Raw genomic sequence first — 20,676 nt, forward strand, 5'->3', positions numbered from 1 at the left:
TCCCGCTGCGCGTGGCTCCGGGTTGATACTACTTCTTCTCTTTCTTTTCTCATGAAATGGGTTTGCCCCACTAAGGCCTGTAAAAAACACCGGGCGGCCCCGGAGCGCATGGCGTGCGCTCCGGGGCCGACGGTGTGGACGACCCCTCAGCGGGTCGACGTCACTTGTTGATGCAGACGTTGCCGAAGGCGGGGTTCAGCAGCCCGATCACCGAGATCGTGTTGCCGCAGACGTTCACGGGAACGTGGACGGGCACCTGGATCACGTTGCCGGAAGCGACACCCGGGGAGTGCACGGCGGCACCCTGGGCACCGGAATCGGCGACGGCCATGCCCGCGCCCGCGAGAACCAGACCACCGGTGGCAGCCGCAGCAGCAACGACCTTCTTGAGCATTATTCCTCCTTGTTGGCAATGCGATTCCCGGTAACGGGTCGCACCAGCACTAACGACGAGGGAGTAATGGGGCTACGTGCTTATCGTCGCATTCACTCTTCTCAGTCGCTCCCGTACATGCTGCCGAATAGGAGGCGTACCGTTCAGGAGGCGTCGATGAAGCGGTCGAGCACGCGGACGCCGAACCGGAGGCCGTCCACGGGCACGCGCTCGTCGACGCCGTGGAACATGCCGGCGAAGTCCAGCTCCGGCGGCAGCTTCAGCGGGGCGAAGCCGAAGCCGCGGATGCCGAGGTCGTCGAAGGACTTGGCGTCGGTGCCGCCGGAGAGCATGTAGGGGATCGCCTTGGCGGTGGGGTCCTCGGCGAGCAGAGCGGACTGCATGGCCTCCACCAGCGGCCCGTCGAAGGAGGTCTCCAGGGCCTTGTCGGAGTGCACGTCCTCACGGCGCACCTTCGGGCCGAGGATCCGGTCGAGGTCGGCGAGGAACTCCTCCTCGTGCCCCGGCAGGAAGCGCCCGTCGACGTGGGCGGTGGCCTCGCCGGGGATGACGTTGACCTTGTAACCGGCGTTCAGCTGCGTGGGGTTGGCGGTGTTGCTCAGGGTCGCGCCGATCAGCTTGGCGATGCCGCCGAGCCGGGCGAGGGTGGACTCCATGTCCTCCGGGTCCAGCGGCGTGCCCAGCGCGTCGCCCAGTTCGTCGAGGAACGCCCGGGTGGTCTTGGTGACCCGTACCGGGAACCTGTGGCGGCCGAGCCGGGCCACGGCCTCGGACAGCTCCGTGATCGCGTTGTCCCGGTGGATCATCGAGCCGTGCCCGGCGGTGCCGGCCACCCTCAGCTTCATCCAGTGCATGCCCTTCTCGGCCGTCTGGATCAGATAGAGCCGGCGCTCCTCGCTCACCGTGAAGGAGAACCCGCCCACCTCGCTGATCGCCTCGGTGACGCCCTCGAAGAGGTCCGGGTGGCGGTCGACCAGGTGCCGGGCGCCGTAGGTGCCGCCCGCCTCCTCGTCGGCGAGGAAGGCGAGGACGATGTCGCGCGGCGGCCTGCGCCCGGAGCGCAGCCGGTCGCGGACGACCGCCAGGGTCATCGCGTCCATGTCCTTCATGTCGACCGCGCCCCGGCCCCACACGCACCCGTCGGCGACCTCTCCGGAGAAGGGGTCGTGGGTCCAGTCGGCCGCGTTGGCGGGGACGACGTCGAGATGACCGTGGATGAGGAGCGCGGGCCGGGAGGGGTCCGTGCCCTCGATGCGGGCCACGGTGGAGGCGCGCCCCGGATGGGACTCGTAGATCTTCGGTTCGAGCCCGACCTCGGCGAGCTTCTCGGCGACGTACTCGGCCGCCTCGCGCTCGCCGGGACCCGAGTGGTCGCCGTAGTTGCTGGTGTCGAACCGGATCAGCTCGCGGCAGAGGTCCACGACCTCGTCCTCGCCGGTGACGCCCCTGGCCGTGTCGTCCGTCGCGCTCACGCTGGTTCCTCCCGCTGTCACTGCTGGTGGTTCCCCTCATCCTCCCCCTCCCCGGCGTCCGCGCCCAAGACCGGTCCCGGCCCGTCACACGCCGTTCACGCCGGATGCGGCGGACGTCGGACCGCCGACGGCGGGCGGCTGGCGGGCTGTGATCGGACACCCCGGAAAGCCTGGTAATGTTTACGTCGTCGCCGCAGGGGAAACCCGCGCGAAAGACACCTTGTCCGGGTGGCGGAATGGCAGACGCGCTAGCTTGAGGTGCTAGTGCCCTTTATCGGGCGTGGGGGTTCAAGTCCCCCCTCGGACACGCGAGATGAGCGAGGGCCCCGACCGTCTGGTCGGGGCCCTCGCTCGTTGGTGTGGGGCATCTCTCCCCGGCTCGAAGATCGCCAGGTCACGGCATTCCCGCGGTCCCCCGGCGCGCCCCGTTCGGCCGTCCCGGCTGGCCGCCGGAAGGGGGCGAGCCTAGCGTCGTACTAAAATTTCCGGCTTGTTACGGGCTGGAGCCGGACAACCCCAGGCAGACCTGCGGGCCCGCCAGCGCCCCGGAGGGCTCCGGGAACGAGACGCGAGGACCCGATGGCAGCCACCGACGAGAGCAGTGCTCTCGGCCTGCTCGACGAAGAGATCCGCGGACAACTCGGCGACACGGCACGTTTCTCGGGCGGTCCCGCCCCCTCCCCGCGCACCCTCGTCGACATCCTCGACGCGTCCGTGCGCTCGTACCCCGACGAGCCGGCCCTGGACGACGGCGCTGCCGCGCTGACCTACCGCGAGCTGGCCGTCGAGGTCGAGCGGCTGCGCCGCCGGCTGGCCGGTGCCGGGGTCGGTCTCGGCGACCGGGTGGGGATCCGGGTGCCGTCGGGGACGAACGACCTGTACGTCGCGATCCTCGCCGTGCTCGCCGCCGGGGCGGCCTACGTCCCCGTGGACGCCGAGGACCCCGACGAACGGGCCGAGCTGGTGTTCGGGGAGGCCGGGGTCGCGGCCGTCGTCGGTGCCGGGCACGAGCTGACCGTGCACGGCCGCTCGGAGGCGCCGGCCGCACGGCCCGGTGCCGGGCACGACGCGTGGGTCATCTTCACCTCCGGCTCCACCGGTAAACCCAAGGGCGTCGCCGTCAGCCACCGCAGCGCCGCCGCGTTCGTGGACGCCGAGGCCGCGCTGTTCCTCACCGACGAGCCGATCGGGCCGGGCGACCGGGTGATGGCGGGGCTGTCCGTCGCCTTCGACGCCTCCTGCGAGGAGATGTGGCTGGCGTGGCGGTACGGCGCCTGCCTGGTGCCGGTGCCGCGCGCGCAGGTCAGGAGCGGTGCCGACCTCGGTCCCTGGCTGGTGGAGCAGGAGATCACCGTGGTCTCGACGGTGCCCACGCTCGCCGCGCTCTGGGAACCCGAGACCCTCAACGACGTCCGGCTGCTGATCTTCGGCGGTGAGGCCTGTCCGCCCGAGCTGGCGCAGCGGCTGGTGACCGAGGGGCGCGAGGTCTGGAACACGTACGGGCCGACCGAGGCGACCGTCGTGGCCTGCGCGGCGCTGCTGGGCGGGGCGGAGCCGATCCGGATCGGGCTGCCGCTGCGCGGCTGGGAGCTGGCCGTCGTGGACGAGGCCGGTGAGCCGGTGCCGATGGGCGGCAGCGGGCAGCTGGTGATCGGCGGGGTCGGGCTCGCCCGGTACCTCGACGCCGAGAAGGACGCGGAGAAGTACGCGCCGCTGGCATCGCTGGGCTGGGAGCGGGCGTACCGCAGCGGTGACCTCGTGAAGGCGGAGCCGGAGGGACTGGTCTTCCTCGGACGGGCCGACGAGCAGGTCAAGCTCGGCGGACGGCGGATCGAGCTGGGCGAGGTCGACGCGGCGCTCCAGGCGCTGCCCGGGGTCGCGGGCGCGGCCGCCGCCGTGCGCACCGCGCGCGGCGGCAATCAGCTCCTCGTCGGGTACGTCGTCGTGCAGGACGGCTGGGACCGGGCCGCGGCGGTGGACAGGCTTCGCGCCGAGCTGCCGGCCGCGCTGGTGCCGCTGCTCGCGCCGGTGGCCGAGCTGCCGACCCGGACGTCGGGCAAGGTCGACCGGGCCGCGCTGCCGTGGCCGCTGGAGGGCCTGGAGACGGGCGGGCCGGCCGAACGGCTCTACGGCACCGAGGCCTGGCTCGCCGAGCAGTGGACGGCGGTCCTCGGCGTCCCGGTCGGCGGTGCCCGTGACGACTTCTTCGCGATCGGCGGCGGCAGTCTGGCCGCCGCGCAGCTGACGACACGGCTGCGGACCCGGTACCCGAGCACCGCCGTTCTCGACGTCTACCAGCGGCCGACGCTGCGCAAGCTGGCCCGGCACCTGGAGGAGTCCGCGCAGGACGACGGCTCCCGGCGCACCGTCGCCCCGGTGCCGCGGCGCGCGCAGCTGGTGCAGGTGCTGCTGCTCGTGCCGCTGTTCACGCTGCCGGGGCTGCGCTGGACGCTGGTCCTGGCCGCCGCGGGCAACGTCCTGCCCGCCCACGGCTGGCTGCCGACCGCGCCCTGGTGGCTGGTGGTCGCGGGCGCGCTGCTGTTCTTCAGTCCGCCCGGCCGGCTCGCGCTCGGTGCGGGCGGGGCACGACTGCTGCTGCGGGGGGTGGCGCCGGGCCGTCACCCGCGGGGCGGCGGGGTCCATCTGCGGCTGTGGGCCGCCGAGCGGCTCGTCGAGTCCAGCGGGGCGACCTCGCTGACCGGTTCCTGGCTGCAGCGGTACGCCCGCGCCCTCGGGGCGAGGATCGGGCCGGACGTGGATCTGCACGCGCTGCCGCCGGTCACCGGCATGCTCAGGCTGGGCCGGGGCGCGGCCGTCGAGTCCGAGGTGGACCTCTCCGGCTGGTGGCTGGACGGCGACCGGCTGGAGATCGGCCCGGTCAGGGTCGGTGCGCACGCCGTCGTCGGCACGCGCAGCGTCCTCTTCCCGGGGGCGCGGGTCGGCAAGCGGGCCGAGGTGGCGCCGGGTTCGGCCGTCGTCGGCCAGGTCCCGACCGGGCAGCGCTGGGCGGGCGCGCCCGCGGTCAAACTCGGCAGGGCCAAGCGCAACTGGCCCAAGGAGCGGCCGGCCCAAAGCCGGGTCTGGCGGGCGCTGTACGGGGCCTCGGGGGCGGGGCTGACGCTGCTGCCGGTGTCGGCGGCCGGGGCCGCGCTGCTCGTGGCGTACGCCCTCGTCCCGGCGGACGCCCCGCTGCGGGGTGCCGCGCCGGCGCTGGTCCCGGCCACGCTCGCCTACGGGCTGACGTACGCGCTGCTGCTCCTGGTCGCCGTGCGGCTGCTGAGTCTGGGGCTGCGGGAGGGGACGCATCCGACGCACGGCCGGATCGGCTGGCAGGCCTGGACGGTCACCCAGCTGATGGACCGCTCGCGCGAGACGCTCTTCCCGCTGTACGCCGGGCTGGCGACGCCGGTGTGGCTGCGGCTGCTCGGGATGCGGATCGGCAAGGGCGCCGAGGTGTCGACCGTCCTGGCGCTGCCCAGTCTGACGACGGTCGGCGAGGGCGCGTTCCTGGCCGACGACACGCTGACCGCGCCGTACGAGCTGGGGGGCGGCTGGATGCGGATCGGGCGCGCGGAGATCGGGCGGCGGGCGTTCCTCGGGAACTCGGGGATGACCGCGCCGGGGCGGAGCGTGCCGGACGGCGGGCTCGTCGGGGTGCTGTCGGCGACTCCGAAGAAGGCGAAGAAGGGCAGCTCCTACCTGGGGCTGCCGCCGGTGAAGCTGCCGCGGGCGGCGGCCGACGGCGACCGGAGCCGCACCTACGAGCCGCCGGCGCGGCTGCTGTGGGCGCGTGCGCTGGTGGAGCTGTGCCGGATCGTGCCGGTGTTCTGCTCGGCCGGTCTCGCGGTGCTGACCGTGGCCGCGCTGTGCGCGCTGGGAGCGTGGGCGCCCCTGCTGTCCGGGCTGGTGCTGCTCGGGGCGGGCGGGGCGGCGGCCCTGCTGTCGATCGTCGCGAAGTGGCTGCTGGTGGGGCGGCACCGCCGCGGGGAGCACCCGCTGTGGAGCGGTTTCGTGTGGCGCAACGAGCTGGCGGACACTTTCGTCGAGGTGGTGGCGGTGCCGTGGCTGGCCGGTTCGGTGCCGGGTACGCCGGTGCTGTCGGCGTGGCTGCGCGGACTCGGCGCGCGCATCGGCCGGGGCGTGTGGGTGGAGAGCTACTGGCTGCCCGAGGCGGACCTGGTGACGCTGGAGGACGCGGCCACGGTCAACCGGGGCTGTGTGCTCCAGACTCACCTCTTCCACGACCGGATCTTGCGGACGGATACTGTGGTCCTCCGTGAGGGTGCCACGCTGGGCCCTGGCGGGATCGTGCTGCCCGGCAGCACGGTCGGGGCCCGTACGACCCTGGGTCCCGCGTCGCTCGTGATGGCCGCGGAGTCCGTCCCGGACGACACCCGCTGGCTCGGCAACCCGATCGAAGCGTGGCGTTCCTGAACGCCGGCCACTCGGAACCGGACGACGGCACACCGGCGGGGAGTGGCAGCACGGCGCAGGGAGCGGACGCGGCAGTGGCAGTTCAGCAGGCAGGCGGGGCGGACCCGTACTTCCCGGCCAACGGTGATTCCCGGTACCGGGTGCACCGCTACGAGCTCACGCTGGACTACCGGCCCGGGCCGAACCGGCTCGCGGGGACCGCCCGGATCAACGCGATAGCCGGGCGTGCGCCGCTCGCCGAGTTCCAGCTCAACCTGGCCGACTTCAAGATCGGCCGGGTCCGGGTGGACGGCCGGCAGGCGCATTACACGCACCGCGGCGGCAGGCTGCGCGTCCGGCCCGCCAAGGCGCTGCGGGCCGGGGCCGCGTTCACCGTCGAGGTGCACTGGGCGGGCAACCCCAGGCCGGTCAACAGCCCCTGGGGCGGGATCGGCTGGGAGGAGCTGGGCGACGGGGCGCTGGTGGCGAGCCAGCCCGTCGGGGCGCCGTCCTGGTACCCGTGCAACGACCGGCCCGCCGACAAGGCGTCGTACCAGATCTCGGTCACGACGCCGTCGGCGTACGCGGTGGTGGCGGGGGGCCGGCTGCTGACCCGGACGACGAAGGCGTCCACGACGACCTGGGTGTACGAGCAGTCCGCGCCGACGTCGAGCTATCTGGTCGGGCTGTCGATCGGCAAGTACCAGACCGTGCTGCTCGGTGATCCGGGGCTCGGCGGGGTGCCGCAGCACGGGCACATCCCGGCGGACCTGCTGCCGGAGTTCTCGCGGGACTTCGCGCGCCAGCCGGGCATGATGCATCTCTTCCAACAGCTTTTCGGGCCCTACCCGTTCGACGAGTACGCGGTCGTGGTGACCGAGGAGGAACTCGATGTGCCGGTCGAGGCACAGGGGTTGTCGCTGTTCGGCGCCAACCACGTGGACGGGGCCCGGGGTTCGGAGCGGCTGGTGGCGCACGAGCTGGCGCACCAGTGGTTCGGCAACAGCGTGTCCATCGCCGACTGGCGGCACATCTGGCTGAACGAGGGCTTCGCCAAGTACGCGGAGTGGCTGTGGTCGGAGCGCTCGGGCGGCCGTACGGCGCAGCAACTGGCGCTCGCCGCGCACCGCTCGCTCTCCGCCCTGCCGCAGGACCTGAAGCTGGCCGACCCCGGCCGCAAGTCGATGTTCGACGACCGGCTCTACGAGCGGGGCGGGCTGACCGTGCACGCGCTGCGCTGCGCGCTGGGCGACGAGGCGTTCTTCCGGATGCTGCGCGCCTGGCTCGGTCTGCACCGCGGCGGCGCGGTCACGACGTCGGCCTTCACGGCGCACGCGGCACGGTTCGCGGCCGAGCCGCTGGACGACCTGTTCGACGCGTGGCTGTACGCGACGGCGCTGCCGCCGCTGCCGCGGGCCGACACGCGGGCGGCCGTGTAGCCCTGTCGTCGCGAGGCGGGCGGGAAGGTGGCGACAGGACCTAGCACAATGGCGTTCATGAACACGCGTGACTGCCCCTGTGGGCTGCCCGGGACCTGTGCGGAGTGCTGCGGCCGGTATCACGCCGGGGGCGTCGCCGCGCCGACCGCCGAGGCGTTGATGCGGTCGCGGTACAGCGCCTTCGTGAAGGGCGATACGGGGTACCTGCTGCGGACCTGGCATCCGCGGACCCGGCCGGGGCGGCTGGACCTCGATCCGGGGATGCGGTGGACGGGGCTGGAGATCCTCGACACGGTCGACGGGAGCGCGTTCCACGCCACGGGGGTCGTGGAGTTCCGGGCCTCCTACCGGGGCGGCGCGCTGCGGGAGCGGAGCCGTTTCGAGCGGGTGGCCGGGGCCTGGGTGTACGTGGACGGGGAGTTCCCGGAGGTGTAGGGCCCGCCGCCCGGAGCGCGGGGGCGCTACGGCGCCAGGATGTCGAGTTCCTGGAGCGCGCCGACCGTGATCTCGCGCGTCAGCCTCTCCGCGCGGTCCGCGTCGCGCTCGCGGACCGCCTCCGCGACCCGTACGTGCAGGGTGACGGCGGCCGGGTCGGGGTCCTCGAACATGACCTCGTGGTGGGTGCGGCCCGAGAGGACCTCCGCGACGACGTCCCCGAGGCGGGCGAACATCTCGTTGCCGGAGGCCGTGAGGATCACGCGGTGGAAGGCCACGTCGTGGAAGAGGTAGCCCTCCAGCTGATGGCCGCGTGAGGTGGCCACCATGCCGAGCGCGCACTCGGTCAGTTCGGCGCACTGCTCCGCCGTGGCGTTGCGCGCCGCCAGGCCCGCCGCGACCGGTTCGATCGCCGACCGCAGGACGGTGAGCGAGCGCAGCTGGTGGGGGCGGTCGGCGCCGGCCAGCCGCCAGCGGATGACCTGCGGGTCGTAGACGTTCCACTCGGCCTTGGGGCGTACGGTCACGCCCACCCGGCGGCGGGACTCGACCAGGTGCATCGATTCCAGGACGCGGACCGCCTCGCGCATCACGGAGCGTGAGACGTCGAAACGCTGGGCCAGCTCGTCGGTGCGCAGGACGCTGCCCGGAGGGTATTCGCCCGCGGTGATGGCGGGGCCGAGGGTGTCGAGTACACGGCCGTGCAGACCCCGGCCCGGAATGGTCATGCACTCAGCGTACGCGCCGCGTCACGGACCCAAAAAGTCAGACTTATTTGTCACAGAGTCTTGAATTCGTCGTACCTAATAGGTTTCAGTGTCGTCGACATCAGGTGTCGAGGAAGACAGCGAGGCAGAGATGCTTACCCCCCACGTCGTCGTGGTGATGGGCGTCGCCGGCACGGGCAAGACCACCATCGGTCCCCTGCTCGCCGCCCGGCTGGGCGTTCCCTACGCCGAGGGCGACGACTTCCACCCGCAGGCCAACATCGCCAAGATGTCGGCCGGCACCCCGCTCGACGACGACGACCGGTGGCCGTGGCTCGACGCCATCGGTGACTGGGCGCACGGGCGGGCCGGGCTGGGCGGGGTCGTCAGCTGCTCGGCGCTGAAGCGGTCGTACCGCGACCGGCTCAGGGCCGCCGCCCCCGGGATCGTGTTCGTGCACCTCGCGGGTGACCGGGCGCTGATCGAGGACCGGATGGCGCACCGGCAGGGTCACTTCATGCCGACCGCGCTGCTGGACTCGCAGTTCGCCACACTCCAGCCGCTCGCGGCGGACGAGACCGGGGTCGCGGTCGATGTGACCGGGACGCCCGAGAAGATCACCGAACGCGCCGCGCGGGCGCTCGACGGGCTTCCCGGCACCCGGCGGTAGCCGCCCCGTTCTGCCGGGCGGCGCCGCAACACCAGTAGTACCCCCTCGTATCCCCCTCCCCCTCTCCCCATCCCCGTAATGCGTAAGGGACCCCCGTGACCAGACTCAGCGTCGAGATGCTGGCGGCGGACAGTGTCGAGCCGATCACCTCGGCCGGCCATGCCCAGCTGGGCATCGCCGTGCTGGCGGGCATCGCCGTCATCGTCCTGCTCATCACCCAGTTCAAACTGCACGCCTTCCTGGCCCTGACCATCGGCTCGCTCGCGCTCGGCGCGTTCGCCGGGGCGCCGCTCGACAAGGCGATCGCCAGTTTCACCACCGGTCTCGGCGCCACGGTCGCCGGTGTGGGCGTACTCATCGCGCTCGGCGCGATCCTCGGCAGGCTGCTCGCCGACTCCGGCGGCGCCGACAGAATCGTCGACACGATCCTCGCCAGGGCGGGCGGCCGGTCGATGCCGTGGGCCATGGTGCTGATCGCCTCGGTGATCGGTCTGCCCCTGTTCTTCGAGGTCGGCGTCGTCCTGCTGATCCCCGTCGTGCTGATGGTCGCCAAGCGCGGCAACTACTCGCTGATGCGCATCGGCATCCCGGCGCTGGCCGGTCTGTCCGTGATGCACGGCCTGGTCCCGCCGCACCCCGGTCCGCTGGTCGCGATCGACGCCGTGGACGCCAACCTGGGCGTGACGCTCGCGCTGGGCGTGCTGGTCGCCGTCCCGACCGTGATCATCGCCGGTCCGGTGTTCTCCCGGTTCGCCGCCCGCTGGGTGGACGTCCCGGCCCCGGACCGGATGATCCCGCAGCGGCCCTCGGAGGACCTGGAGAGGCGTCCGGGCTTCGGGATCACCCTGGTGACGATCCTGCTGCCCGTGGTGATGATGCTGGCCAAGGCGCTCGTCGACATCGTCGTGGACGACCCCGAGGACACCGTGCAGCGCGTGTTCGACGTGGTCGGCTCCCCGCTGATCGCCCTGCTCACCGCCGTCGTCGTCGGCATGTTCACCCTCGGCCGGGCGGCCGGCTTCACCAAGGACCGGCTCTCCTCCACGGTCGAGAAGTCCCTCGCCCCCATCGCCGGCATCCTGCTGATCGTCGGCGCGGGCGGCGGCTTCAAGCAGACGCTGATCGACTCCGGGGTGGGCCGGATGATCCTGGAGATATCCGAGGACTGGTCGATCCCGGCCCTGCTGCTGGCCTGGCTGATCGCGGTGGCGATCCGGCTGGCGACCGGCTCGGCGACCGTGGCGACGATCTCGGCGGCCGGCCTGGTCGCCCCGCTCGCCGCCGACATGTCGACCACCCACACCGCCCTGCTGGTCCTGGCGATCGGCGCCGGTTCCCTGTTCTTCAGCCATGTCAACGACGCCGGCTTCTGGCTGGTGAAGGAGTACTTCGGCCTGAGCGTCGGCCAGAACATCAAGACCTGGTCGGTCATGGAGACCGTCGTCTCGGTGGTCGCCGGCGGCCTGGTCCTGCTGCTCTCGCTGGTCATATAGGCCCGCGGGAGTCGTACAGGCCCGCGGGAGTCGTACAGGCCGGCAGGGGTCGTACAGGCCCGCGGGCCCGGTTCACCCGCTGTTCGGCATCAGCGGCCGTACGGTTCGCCGGCGGTCAGCGGTGCCACAGCGGGTGCTCCCGCTCCGCCCAGTCCGGGCTCACCGATCCGGTGCGCATGCCGCGGCGGGCCTCCGGATCGCCGAGAGCCATGCCGATGTGGCCTGCCAGGACGATGCCGACGGCCAGGGCCAGCCAGTCGTGCACGAAGGTCGCGCCGGTCCGCCACACGAGCGGGGTCAGGTGGGTGAACCACATGAGCAGCCCGGTGCCGAGCATCACCACGGTGGCTCCGGCGATCCACGCGGCGTAGACCTTCTGGCCCGCGTTGAACTTGCCCGCCGGCCTGGACTCCCGTCGCCGGTCGCGGCGCAGGGCCGCGCGCAGCCAGCGGCGGTCGTGCGGGCCGAAGCGGTTGAGGCGGCCGAGGTCGGCGCGGAACGCGCGGGAGGCGAGTCCGGCCAGGACGGGGACGGGCAGGAGCAGGCCGGACCACTCGTGGACCCGCACGACCAGTTCGCGGCGGCCGACGAGCTGCGCGAGCTGGGGGACGTAGAGGAAGGCCGCCGTCAGCACGCACACGCCCATGAGCAGGGCGGTCGCGCGGTGCACGAGGCGTTCGGCCGGGCTGAAGCGGCGGACGCGGGTGGGGGCGGGCGGCGCGTCAGTTCGTGGGCTCATCGTCCCGCCCGTTCGAACGGCCCACCCAGGCGTCGACGTCGTAGCCGCGCCTCTCCCAGTAGCCGGTCTCCACCTTCTCGGTGACGGTGATGCCCGAGAGCCACTTGGCGGACTTGTAGAAGTACATGGGTGCCACGTACAGGCGGACCGGGCCGCCGTGCTCGTGACCGAGGTCCTCGTCCTGCATGCGCAGGGCGACCAGGACGTCGGGACGGCGGGCCTGGGCGAGGGTGAGGCTCTCGGTGTAGGTGCCGTCGAAGCAGGTGAAGCGGACGGCGCCGGCGCGTGCGCGCACCCCGGCCGCGTCGAGCAGGACGGACAGCCGTACGCCTTCGAAGGGCGTCTCGGGCACCCGCCAGCCGGTGACGCACTGGACGTCCTTGACGATGCGGGTCTGCGGCAGTGCCCTCAGGTCGGCCAGGGTGTGGGCGGCGGGGCGGTCGACCAGGCCGTCGACGGTCAGGCGGTAGGTCCCGGCGTCCTTGTGCGGCACGGAGGAGGCCACCGAGTAGTAGCGGAAGCCGCCCCCGTTGGGGAGCAGGCCGGTGAGGCCGGTGGGGTCCTTGTCGGCGGCGCGGCCCAGGAAGTCCTCCAGGCCGCGCTGGAGGACGGGGGCGGCCACGACGCCGAGGGCGCCCAGGCCGAGCGTGCCGAGGAAGACGCGGCGGCCGACGGGGGTGCCGCGCTCCTCGGGCGTTTCGGAGGTCACGCCTCCATTCGAGCACTCGGGGCCCGGGCGGGGCCAGGGAGGCGGGGTGACCGTCAGAATTCCGTCATCCCTTCCCGGCTTCCGCCGGCCGGCACCACGGGTGGCCTCCCCGCTCCTGGCCCCACGCCGCCTCCCCTCTCCCGGCCCACGCCGCCTCCCCGGCCGCTCGCCCCACGTCACCTCCCCGGCCGCTCCTGCCCCAGCGCCGCCGTCCGGGCCGCGTGGAAGGCGGCGTACGGATCGCGGTCGGGGTAGGACCAGGGGGCCGGGGTGACGTGGTCGCCGATGCGGCGGAAGAGGGCGGCGGCCTCGGCGGGCAGGCCCTCGCAGAACTTGGCGTGGGCGAGGAAGTTCAGGTCGACCAGGCGGCGGGGGTGATCGTCGTGCTCCCACTCCAGCCACCAGTCGAAGGCCGCCTTCATCACGTCGGCGGCCCGGTGGTCGCGCCAGTGCAGGGCGGTCGTCGGGTCGGCCGGGGCGTGGCCGCGGAGGGCCAGGGCGCGGTAGCGCTCGGCGTGCGCGACGATCGGCAGGATGGCCAGCGGGGAGTCGGCGGGTGCCTGCTCGGCCGCCCAGACGGCGAACTCGTACACCTCGTGCAGCGGGTCCGGGCCGGCGTCGGCGCGGCGCTCGGCGAGCAGAGCGACCATCCGGTGGTGGGCGTGGTGGTGGTCGCGGTGGCGGGCCCGGATCTCCTCGAAGATCCGGACGGCGTCGGCGGTGCCCTCGCGCTCCAGCATCAGCAGGCCGAGCCAGGGGGTGGGGTCGGCGGGTGCCGCCGCGGCGGCGGCCCGGCAGGCCGTGCGGGCGGTGGCCGGGGTCTCCCTGCCGCGCAGGGCGCGCCTGACCTGGGCCAGGGCGAGCAGGACCGCGGCGTCGGCGGAGTCGGGCTCGGCGACCAGCCACGCGTGGGCCCAGGCGGCGGCGTACGGTTCGAGGGCCAGGACGGTGATCCGGTGTCCGCGCCGGTCCCAGTCGTCGCCGGTGCGGGCGAGCAGCGAGCGGGCCGCCTGCCGACGGCCCTGGGCCAGTGCGGCGCGGGCGGCGGCCAGCTCGGTGTCGTCGAGCGCCGCGTGAGCGAACGCGGCGGGCTCGGACGCGGCGCGACAGGACGCGGCGTCGGCGAGCGCCGCGTCGGCGGTCGCGGCCGGACGCTCCTGGCGCCGGGCGGGGAACAACGGGGGTCGGGGCACCGCGGGACTTCCTCATCCTCCTCGGTGACGGGCCGGGCAGGCGGCCGCACACGGCCGGGGCGGCAGGCCCGTCATCGGCCCGCAATCGACCGATCACCCACAGCAAACCCCCGGTCGACGCCCAGCGTCAAGCGCCGGGGTCACATGACAGGCGTCAACTCATCCCGACGGAAAGGAACTTGACCGGTCCTACGGCTGGTCGCGGCGGGACCGCGGTGGCGAATGTGGCGTACGCCATGGCGCGGCGCGCTCCGGTCCCGCAGCATGGCGGTACGGTCGCTCCGCGCCGCCCCCGGTGCAGCGACCGCGTGGGGCCCGTGAGCGGGCACTCGCCGAGGTACACATTTCCCGGGCACTCCGGGGCGCCGAGCGCGCCGGGAGGCTACAGTCGGCCACCACCCACCCCGTGGCCCGACCCGATGATCGAGGGACGCAGCGTGTCGGTTCTGGTTCTGGTTCTCGCCGTGAGCGCCGCCTGCTGCCTGGGTTTCGGATTCGTCCTCCAGCAGAACGCGGCCCGGAAGGCGCCCCTCGGCGACTTCCTCTCGCCCCGGCTGCTGATCGACCTGATGCGCGTGCCGCGCTGGCTCGGCGGCATCGGACTGATGGTCGCCGGCATGGCGCTCGGCGCCGTCGCCCTGAGCCAGGGCGAGCTGTCCCTGGTCGAGCCGCTCCTCGCGACGAACCTGCTGTTCGCCCTGGCCCTCTCCCGCCGCCAGACCAGACAGCCGCTGGGCCGGCAGGGCTGGGCGGGCCTGCTGCTGCTCGCGGGCGGGGTGAGCGCGTTCATCGTGGCGGGCGAACCGCGCGGCGGCACGGCGCTCTCCGATCCGCTGCGGCAGTGGCTGATCATCGGCGCGATGGTCGGACTGGCCCTGCTGCTCACCGCCTACGCCAAACGCTCCCGGCTGTCCGCGGCCCCGGTGCTGCTGGCCCTCGCGGCCGGGCTGCTCTACGGCGTCCAGGACGCCCTGACCCGGACCAGCGGGGAACGCTTCTCCGAGGGCGGTCTCGTCGAACTGCTCACCGGCTGGCAGCCGTACGCCGTGCTGGCGCTCGGCGTGACCGGTCTGGTGCTGGTGCAGAGCGCGTTCGAGACGGCACCGCTGCGGATGTCGCTGCCCGCGCTGACCGCCGCCCAGCCGCTGGCCGGGATCATCTGCGGGGTGGGCTTCCTCGGGGACCGGCTGCGCACCGACACGGGCGCGCTGGCCTGGGAGGCGGCGGGGCTCGCGGCGGTCGTCGGCGGCATCATGCTGCTCGGACTGCACCCGGCGATGCCGCAGGGCGGGGCCCGGCGCGAACGGGTGCGCGACCTCCAGCCGCTCTGACCCCCGGCAGCTCCCCTGCCTCCCCGGCCGGCCTGCCGCCCGTACGCCCGGCCGCCCGGCCCTGCTTTGATGGGCGCATGAGCGCTGCTGACGAGATCCTCGACGTCGTCGACGAACACGACCGGGTGGTGGGCCGCCTGCCGCGCGGGCAGGTGTACGCCCAGGGCCTGCGCCACCGTTGCGTCTTCGTCCGGGCCAGGGATGCCGAGGGCCGCCTCTTCGTCCACCGCCGCACCCCCACCAAGCTGGTCTTCCCCTCGCTCCACGACATGTTCGTGGGCGGGGTGGTCGGCGCGGGCGAGAGCTACGACGACGCGGCCCTGCGCGAGGCCGAGGAGGAACTCGGCGTGAGCGGCCTGCCGCGTCCGGAGTTCCTCCTCAAGTTCCTCTACGACGGCGGCGCCCGCGGGAGCTGGTGGTCGGCCGTGTACGAGGTGCGCTGCGAGCTGCCGGTGAGCCCCCAGGTGGAGGAGGTCGCCTGGCACGCCTTCCTCACCGAGGAGGAGGTCGAGAGCCGGCTGCGCGACTGGGAGTGGGTACCGGACGGCCTCGCGGCGTACGAGCGGCTCAGGGCGCTGCGGGCGGCGGACTGAGGCGCGGCGGGCGCGCGGACGGGCGCCGGGTGGGGGCGGCGGACCGGGCAGGGCACGCGGACGGGCGCCGGGTAGGGTCCGACACGTGAGCGAGTTCGTGCGGAACGTCCGGCTGTGGTTCGCGCCCGAAGAGGTCCGGCGGGAAGGGGTGACGCCCGACTACCGGTTCTCGCTGGCCAACGAGCGCACCTTCCTGGCCTGGCTGCGGACCGCGCTGGCGCTGATCGGCGGCGGGTTCGCGGTGGACCAGTTCCTGCCGGACCTGCGCTGGGGCTGGCGGGTGGGGCTGGCACTCGCGCTGCTGGGGGCGGGCGTGCTGTGCGCCCTGCGGGCGGTGAACCACTGGGTGCTCTGCGAGCGGGCCATGCGGCGGGGCGAGGACCTGCCGGTCTCGCGCTTCCCCGCGCTGCTCGGCGTCGTCGTCGCCGTGGTGGCCGTCGCGATGGTCGTCGCCGTGCTGCTCGGGTGGGAGGGGTGAGCGGCGACCGCGATCCGGGGCTCCAGCCGGAGCGGACCCGGCTCGCCTGGCGGCGTACGACGCTGTCGGCCACCGCGGCCGCCGTGCTCGGGGCGAAGGCGGCGCTGCAGGGCGGCGCGTCGGCGACCGCGGTCACCGCGTGCGTGGCGTTGTGCCTGCTCTGGCTGGCTCTCCTCGTGCTGGCGCACCACCGGATCCGCGTGCTCGCGTCGACGACGACGCCCCCGGCCCTCCAGCCCCGCCGCGCCACCGCGGCGGTCCTGTGCACGGTGGCCCTGGCGGTGTGCGCGGCGGCGCTGGTGGTGTGAGCCGTGGCCGCGGTCGCGAACGGGTGCGCGGAGGGTGCGCGCCCGGGGGGTCAGCCCTCCGTCTCGTCCGGCCAGTCCACCGTCACCACGATCTTTCCGCGGGTGCGGCCCTCCTCGTTCCGGCGGTAGGCGTCCGCCGCCCGTTCCAGGGGGAACGTCTCCGACACGTGGACCGACACCACGCCCTGTTCGGCCAGTTCCGCCAGGCGGGTGAGGTCCTCGGCGTCGGGACGCACGAAGGAGTAGCGGCCGCCGTAGTCGACGACGTCGCCGTCGGCGATCGACACCAGGCGGCCCTCGGGGGCCAGCAGGTTCGCGGAGGTCTTCAGGGTGTCCCCGCCGACCGTGTCGAAGACCGCGTCCACGCCCTCCGGGGCGAGCCCCCGCACCCGTTCCACCAGGCCTTCGCCGTAGGTCACGGGCTCGCCGCCCAGGGACCGTACGAAGTCGTGGTTCGCCTCGCTCGCCGTGCCGATCGCGCGGGCGCCCAGATGGCGGGCGAGCTGCACGGCGATGGAGCCGACGCCGCCGGCGGCCGCGTGGATCAGGACGGTCTCGCCGCGCCTGACCCGGAGGGCCTCGTACAGGACCTGGTAGGCGGTGAGGCCGGTCAGCGGCAGGCCCGCGGCCTCCTCCCAGGTGAGGTTGCGCGGCTTGCGGGCGAGGGTGCGCACCGGGGCGGCGACGTACTCGGCGAAGGTGCCGCGGGAGAGGAAGTCCTCGCGGACGTAGCCGATCACCTCGTCGCCGACCGAGAACTCGGTGACCGCCGCCCCCGGCCGGACGACGACGCCGGAGACGTCCCATCCGGGGATCACGGGGAAGACGGCGTCGAGGACAGCGTCGAGGTGGCCCGCCCGGCACTTCCAGTCGACGGGGTTGACGGCGGCCGCCCGTACCTTGACCAGCACGGTGTCGGGGCCGACCTTGGGGTCGCGGAGGTCCCCGTACTCGAGAACCTCGGGACCGCCGTACCGGCTGTAGCTGATGCCCTTCATGTCACCGACCCTCCAGGGTACTCGCACGCCGCGCAAGCCGGATGCCCGGGCCCGCGCCGTTCGCGCGGCGGCCGGTCCGACGTCGTCCCGGTACCCCCGAAGGCGCGCGCCATGACCGTCCCGCACCGGGAACGCACGGCCCGCCCGCACGCGCACGACGGCCATCGGGACGACGGCCGGGGCGGCCTCGCACCCGTGCGGAGGACCTGCTTCGGGCGTTCCGCGACGGCTCCCCGGCTCCCGGCCGGGGAGCCGTCGTCCTATCGTGGCCCCGATCACTTTGGGTGCCCCCTCTGGACGTACATACCGACCGGTCGGCATCATGGGGTGGGTTCCCGTCCACCTGTCCGTAGGAGCGATGTATGATCCCCGACCACCCGCCCGGACTCGACCTCGGCCGGCTGCGCGTCCTGCTCGACCGCGAGCGCCCCGGTCTGGTCGACGGACCCCTCACCGGCCGGCTGATCGAGGGCGGACGGTCGAACCTGACCTACGCGGTCACCGACGGCGGTTCCCGGTGGGTCGTCCGGCGGCCCCCGCTCGGCCACGTCCTGGCCACCGCGCACGACATGCGGCGCGAGCACCGGGTGATCGCGGCCCTGCACCCGACCAGCGTGCCGGTGCCGCGTCCGGTGCTGCTCTGCGAGGACGAGGAGGTGCTGGGAGCGCCCTTCTACGTCATGGAGTTCGTCGAGGGCACCCCGTACCGCACGGCCGACCAGCTCCTCCCGCTCGGCCCGGAGCGCACCCGCGGCGCGGTGCTGTCGCTCGTGGACACCCTGGTGGAACTGCACGCGGTGGACCCGGCCGAGGTGGGCCTCGCCGACTTCGGCCGCCCCGAGGGCTTCCTCGACCGGCAGCTGCGCCGCTGGGGCAAGCAGCTGGACGCCTCCCGCAGCCGCGACCTGGCCGGCATCGACGAGCTGCACGCCGCGCTCGGCCGGTCGCTGCCCTCCTCCCCCGCCCCCGCGGTCGTGCACGGCGACTACCGGCTCGACAACGTCCTGATCGGCGAGGACGACACGATCCGGGCGATCCTCGACTGGGAGATGTCGACGCTCGGCGACCCGCTGACCGACCTGGGCCTGCTGGTGATGTACAGCGTGCCGCTGGAGGTCCCGCAGTCCCCCGTCTCCACCACCGCCTCGGCCCCCGGCCACCCGGCCCCGGCCGAGCTGATCGAGCGGTACGCCGCGCGCTCGGGGCGCGACGTGTCGGCCGTCTCCTGGTACACGGCGTTCGCCTGGTTCAAGCTCGCCGTGATCCTGGAGGGCATCCACTACCGCTACACGCTGGGCCAGACGGTGGGCCGCGGCTTCGACCGCATCGGCGAGCTGGTCCCCGTCTTCATCCGCCACGGACTGACCACTCTCCAGGAAGGCTGACGCCATGGACTTCGCGTTCGACGCGCGCACCGAGGAACTGCGCGCCAGACTGCTCGCCTTCATGGACGAGTACGTGTACCCGGCCGAGGCGGTCGCCGAGGAGCAGCGGGCCCGGCTCGCCTCGCCCTGGGACACCCCGGCCGTGGTGGAGGAGCTGAAGGCCGAGGCCCGCCGCCAGGGGCTGTGGAACCTCTTCCTGCCCGACGCCGAGTACGGCGCCGGCCTCACGAACCTCCAGTACGCTCCGCTGGCGGAGATCACCGGCCGTTCCCCGCAGCTGGCGCCGACCGCGCTGAACTGCGCCGCGCCGGACACCGGAAACATGGAGGTGCTCTCGCAGTTCGGCGACGAGCGGCAGCGCAAGCAGTGGCTGGAGCCGCTGCTGGCGGGGGAGATCCGCTCGGCGTTCGCGATGACCGAGCCGGAGGTGGCCTCCTCCGACGCCACGAACATCACCACGCTCATCGAGCGAGCCTCCGACGGAACAGACGAGTACGTCATCACCGGCCGCAAGTGGTACATCTCCGGGGCGATGAACCCGGACTGCGCGGTCTTCATCGTGATGGGCAAGACGGACCCCGACGGTCCCGACATCCGCCGTCAGCAGTCCATGGTGCTGGTGCCCCGTGACACGCCGGGGGTGACCGTCGAGCGGGCGATGAAGGTCTTCGGCTACGAGGACCACTACCACGGCGGCCACGCCGAGGTGGTCTTCGACCACGCGCGCGTGCCGGTGACCAACCTGATCGGTGAGGAGGGCGGTGGTTTCGCCATCGCCCAGGCCCGGCTCGGCCCGGGCCGGATCCACCACTGCATGCGCCTGATCGGCATGGCGGAGCGGGCGATCGAGCTGATGTGCCGCCGGGCCGTCTCGCGTGAGGCGTTCGGCAAGGCGCTGGGTCAGCAGGGTGTGGTGCACAACTGGATCGCCGACGCGCGCGTGACGGTCGAGCAGTTGCGGCTGCTGGTCCTCAAGACGGCCTGGCTGATGGACACGGTGGGCAACCGGGGGGCGCACACGGAGATCCAGTCGATCAAGATCGCGACGCCGCGGGCGGTCGTGGACATCATCGACCGGGCGATCCAGCTGCACGGCGCGGGCGGCGTCAGCCAGGACTTCCCGCTGGCCGAGCTGTACGCCGGGGCGCGGACCCTGATGATCGCCGACGGCCCGGACGAGGTGCACCAGCGTTCCCTGGCGCGGCGGGAGCTGAAGAAGTACCTGTAGCAGCGGGTGGCGGGAGGAAGGCCCCGGCGGCGTCGCCGGGGCCTTCCTCCCGCCTCATGGACCGCCGGCCGGGTCCGGGTCCGGCGAGCGTCAGGGGCGCAGCGCCCGCAGCAGCAGGTCGGCCAGGTGGTCGGCGACCTCCTGGGGGCTCATCGGGCCGTCCGGCCGGTACCAGGTCGACAGGTGGTGCACGGACCCGAAGTGGTAGTCCACGATCAGGTCGGCCGGGGTCGCCCTCGAGAAGACACCGCTCTGCTGGCCCTCCTCGATGAGGGCGCGGAACCGCTCGTGGTAGCGGCGGCGCTCGGCACGGACCTGCTTGTTCTTCTCGGGGCTGAGGTGGTGCATCGAGCGGAAGAAGATCGACGCGTCGTCGAGGTTCTCGATCGTCGTGACGACCACGTCGGCCGCGGCGCCCCGCAGCCGCTTCTCGATCGGCTCGTCGGCGTTCGCGAAGGCGTCCAGGCGTTCCTGCTGGACGCGCAGCACGCGCGCGTACACCTCGTGCAGGAGGTCGTCCTTGGAGCCGAAGTAGTGGTACAGCGCTCCCTTGGTGACGCCCGCCGCCTCGACGATCTCCTGGACCGAGGTGCGGTCGTAGCCCCGCTCGGCGAAGAGCCGGGTGGCGGCGGCGAGGAGCCGCTGCGGAACAGGAGCCTCTGCACCGTCCGTCGTCCTGGGCACTGCCGCC

19 protein-coding genes and 1 tRNA gene are annotated in these 20,676 nt (G+C 73.3%); 12 read left to right on the forward strand and 8 right to left on the reverse strand.

From position 1 onward, the window contains the following. Nucleotides 1–160 precede the first annotated feature (160 nt). Together chpH and ACH4N1_RS29370 are read right to left on the reverse strand one after the other, a co-directional pair. Nucleotides 161–394, reverse strand: coding sequence for a chaplin ChpH (gene chpH, locus ACH4N1_RS29365; protein WP_363089246.1), 234 nt, complete (start codon nucleotides 392–394; stop codon nucleotides 161–163). Nucleotides 395–537: 143 nt separating this feature from the next. After that, entirely contained in the window at nucleotides 538–1,866 is a 1,329-nt protein-coding gene (locus ACH4N1_RS29370; protein ID WP_398101895.1) for a M20/M25/M40 family metallo-hydrolase, read from the reverse strand. 222 nt (nucleotides 1,867–2,088) lie between these two features. Between ACH4N1_RS29370 and ACH4N1_RS29375 the strand changes: the two genes are divergently transcribed. From ACH4N1_RS29375 to ACH4N1_RS29390, 4 genes are all read left to right on the forward strand, one after another. After that, a tRNA-Leu gene (locus ACH4N1_RS29375) sits at nucleotides 2,089–2,173 on the forward strand. Between the two features lie 272 nt (nucleotides 2,174–2,445). After that, a complete protein-coding gene (locus tag ACH4N1_RS29380) occupies nucleotides 2,446–6,300 on the forward strand; it encodes a Pls/PosA family non-ribosomal peptide synthetase (protein WP_398101898.1) in 3,855 nt (1,284 codons plus the stop codon). A 74-nt stretch (nucleotides 6,301–6,374) separates the two neighbouring features. Continuing rightward, on the forward strand, nucleotides 6,375–7,718 hold the full coding sequence (locus ACH4N1_RS29385; protein WP_398101900.1) for a M1 family metallopeptidase: 1,344 nt from the start codon (nucleotides 6,375–6,377) through the stop codon (nucleotides 7,716–7,718). Nucleotides 7,719–7,775: 57 nt separating this feature from the next. Further along, nucleotides 7,776–8,153, forward strand: coding sequence for a YchJ family protein (locus ACH4N1_RS29390; protein WP_398101903.1), 378 nt, complete (start codon nucleotides 7,776–7,778; stop codon nucleotides 8,151–8,153). Between the two features lie 26 nt (nucleotides 8,154–8,179). On the opposite strand, the gene ACH4N1_RS29395 is transcribed toward ACH4N1_RS29390, so the two are convergent. Then, nucleotides 8,180–8,881 (reverse strand): FadR/GntR family transcriptional regulator, encoded by a 702-nt coding sequence (locus ACH4N1_RS29395; protein ID WP_398101906.1) that lies wholly within the window; start codon nucleotides 8,879–8,881, stop codon nucleotides 8,180–8,182. Between the two features lie 130 nt (nucleotides 8,882–9,011). On the opposite strand from ACH4N1_RS29395, the gene ACH4N1_RS29400 reads away from it, so the two are divergent. After that, nucleotides 9,012–9,530 (forward strand): gluconokinase, encoded by a 519-nt coding sequence (locus ACH4N1_RS29400; RefSeq protein ID WP_398101909.1) that lies wholly within the window; start codon nucleotides 9,012–9,014, stop codon nucleotides 9,528–9,530. A 95-nt stretch (nucleotides 9,531–9,625) separates the two neighbouring features. After that, a complete protein-coding gene (locus ACH4N1_RS29405) occupies nucleotides 9,626–11,023 on the forward strand; it encodes a gluconate:H+ symporter (protein WP_398101912.1) in 1,398 nt (465 codons plus the stop codon). A gap of 115 nt (nucleotides 11,024–11,138) precedes the next feature. Here the strand turns inward: ACH4N1_RS29405 and ACH4N1_RS29410 are convergent, their stop codons facing one another. From ACH4N1_RS29410 to ACH4N1_RS29420, 3 genes are all read right to left on the reverse strand, one after another. Beyond that, the gene (locus ACH4N1_RS29410; RefSeq protein ID WP_398101915.1) at nucleotides 11,139–11,762 is read right to left on the reverse strand and encodes a cytochrome b/b6 domain-containing protein; all 624 of its coding nucleotides are present in this window, start codon (nucleotides 11,760–11,762) and stop codon (nucleotides 11,139–11,141) included. Further along, complete coding sequence (locus ACH4N1_RS29415) at nucleotides 11,746–12,471, reverse strand: molybdopterin-dependent oxidoreductase (protein WP_398101918.1); 726 nt, start codon at nucleotides 12,469–12,471, stop codon at nucleotides 11,746–11,748. The genes ACH4N1_RS29410 and ACH4N1_RS29415 overlap by 17 nt, the downstream gene beginning before the upstream one ends. Nucleotides 12,472–12,647: 176 nt before the next feature. Then, entirely contained in the window at nucleotides 12,648–13,664 is a 1,017-nt protein-coding gene (locus tag ACH4N1_RS29420; protein ID WP_398101921.1) for a hypothetical protein, read from the reverse strand. Nucleotides 13,665–14,101: 437 nt separating this feature from the next. Between ACH4N1_RS29420 and ACH4N1_RS29425 the strand changes: the two genes are divergently transcribed. The 4 genes from ACH4N1_RS29425 to ACH4N1_RS29440 all read left to right on the forward strand — a co-directional run bounded on the left by ACH4N1_RS29425 (nucleotide 14,102) and on the right by ACH4N1_RS29440 (nucleotide 16,374). After that, the gene (locus ACH4N1_RS29425) at nucleotides 14,102–14,995 is read left to right on the forward strand and encodes a DMT family transporter (RefSeq protein ID WP_398101924.1); all 894 of its coding nucleotides are present in this window, start codon (nucleotides 14,102–14,104) and stop codon (nucleotides 14,993–14,995) included. A 77-nt stretch (nucleotides 14,996–15,072) separates the two neighbouring features. After that, nucleotides 15,073–15,588 (forward strand): NUDIX hydrolase, encoded by a 516-nt coding sequence (locus ACH4N1_RS29430; RefSeq protein WP_398101927.1) that lies wholly within the window; start codon nucleotides 15,073–15,075, stop codon nucleotides 15,586–15,588. A gap of 85 nt (nucleotides 15,589–15,673) precedes the next feature. Next, nucleotides 15,674–16,066, forward strand: a complete 393-nt coding sequence (locus tag ACH4N1_RS29435; protein WP_398101930.1) for a YidH family protein — start codon at nucleotides 15,674–15,676, stop codon at nucleotides 16,064–16,066. Next, nucleotides 16,063–16,374 (forward strand): DUF202 domain-containing protein, encoded by a 312-nt coding sequence (locus ACH4N1_RS29440; protein WP_398101933.1) that lies wholly within the window; start codon nucleotides 16,063–16,065, stop codon nucleotides 16,372–16,374. The genes ACH4N1_RS29435 and ACH4N1_RS29440 overlap by 4 nt, the downstream gene beginning before the upstream one ends. A gap of 50 nt (nucleotides 16,375–16,424) precedes the next feature. Here the strand turns inward: ACH4N1_RS29440 and ACH4N1_RS29445 are convergent, their stop codons facing one another. Further along, nucleotides 16,425–17,372, reverse strand: a complete 948-nt coding sequence (locus ACH4N1_RS29445; RefSeq protein WP_398101936.1) for an NADP-dependent oxidoreductase — start codon at nucleotides 17,370–17,372, stop codon at nucleotides 16,425–16,427. A 362-nt stretch (nucleotides 17,373–17,734) separates the two neighbouring features. Between ACH4N1_RS29445 and ACH4N1_RS29450 the strand changes: the two genes are divergently transcribed. After that, entirely contained in the window at nucleotides 17,735–18,757 is a 1,023-nt protein-coding gene (locus tag ACH4N1_RS29450; RefSeq protein ID WP_398101938.1) for a phosphotransferase family protein, read from the forward strand. 4 nt (nucleotides 18,758–18,761) lie between these two features. Beyond that, nucleotides 18,762–19,985, forward strand: a complete 1,224-nt coding sequence (locus ACH4N1_RS29455; RefSeq protein ID WP_398101941.1) for an acyl-CoA dehydrogenase family protein — start codon at nucleotides 18,762–18,764, stop codon at nucleotides 19,983–19,985. 90 nt (nucleotides 19,986–20,075) lie between these two features. On the opposite strand, the gene ACH4N1_RS29460 is transcribed toward ACH4N1_RS29455, so the two are convergent. Beyond that, nucleotides 20,076–20,669, reverse strand: coding sequence for a TetR/AcrR family transcriptional regulator (locus ACH4N1_RS29460; protein ID WP_398101944.1), 594 nt, complete (start codon nucleotides 20,667–20,669; stop codon nucleotides 20,076–20,078). Between the last annotated feature and the right edge of the window lie 7 nt (nucleotides 20,670–20,676).

The organism is Streptomyces sp. NPDC017202, from assembly GCF_044331705.1.
In the GTDB taxonomy this organism is placed as follows: domain Bacteria; phylum Actinomycetota; class Actinomycetes; order Streptomycetales; family Streptomycetaceae; genus Streptomyces.

Bases quoted from the DNA above. Each gene is read 5' to 3' on its own strand.
- ACH4N1_RS29390 (WP_398101903.1), top strand. From the start codon at position 7,776: ATGAACACGCGTGACTGCCCCTGTGGGCTGCCCGGGACCTGTGCGGAG.
- ACH4N1_RS29455 (WP_398101941.1), top strand. From the start codon at position 18,762: ATGGACTTCGCGTTCGACGCGCGCACCGAGGAACTGCGCGCCAGACTG.
- chpH (WP_363089246.1), bottom strand. From the start codon at position 394: ATGCTCAAGAAGGTCGTTGCTGCTGCGGCTGCCACCGGTGGTCTGGTT.
- ACH4N1_RS29430 (WP_398101927.1), top strand. From the start codon at position 15,073: ATGAGCGCTGCTGACGAGATCCTCGACGTCGTCGACGAACACGACCGG.
- ACH4N1_RS29395 (WP_398101906.1), bottom strand. From the start codon at position 8,881: ATGACCATTCCGGGCCGGGGTCTGCACGGCCGTGTACTCGACACCCTC.
- ACH4N1_RS29400 (WP_398101909.1), top strand. From the start codon at position 9,012: ATGCTTACCCCCCACGTCGTCGTGGTGATGGGCGTCGCCGGCACGGGC.
- ACH4N1_RS29380 (WP_398101898.1), top strand. From the start codon at position 2,446: ATGGCAGCCACCGACGAGAGCAGTGCTCTCGGCCTGCTCGACGAAGAG.
- ACH4N1_RS29410 (WP_398101915.1), bottom strand. From the start codon at position 11,762: ATGAGCCCACGAACTGACGCGCCGCCCGCCCCCACCCGCGTCCGCCGC.
- ACH4N1_RS29445 (WP_398101936.1), bottom strand. From the start codon at position 17,372: ATGAAGGGCATCAGCTACAGCCGGTACGGCGGTCCCGAGGTTCTCGAG.
- ACH4N1_RS29450 (WP_398101938.1), top strand. From the start codon at position 17,735: ATGATCCCCGACCACCCGCCCGGACTCGACCTCGGCCGGCTGCGCGTC.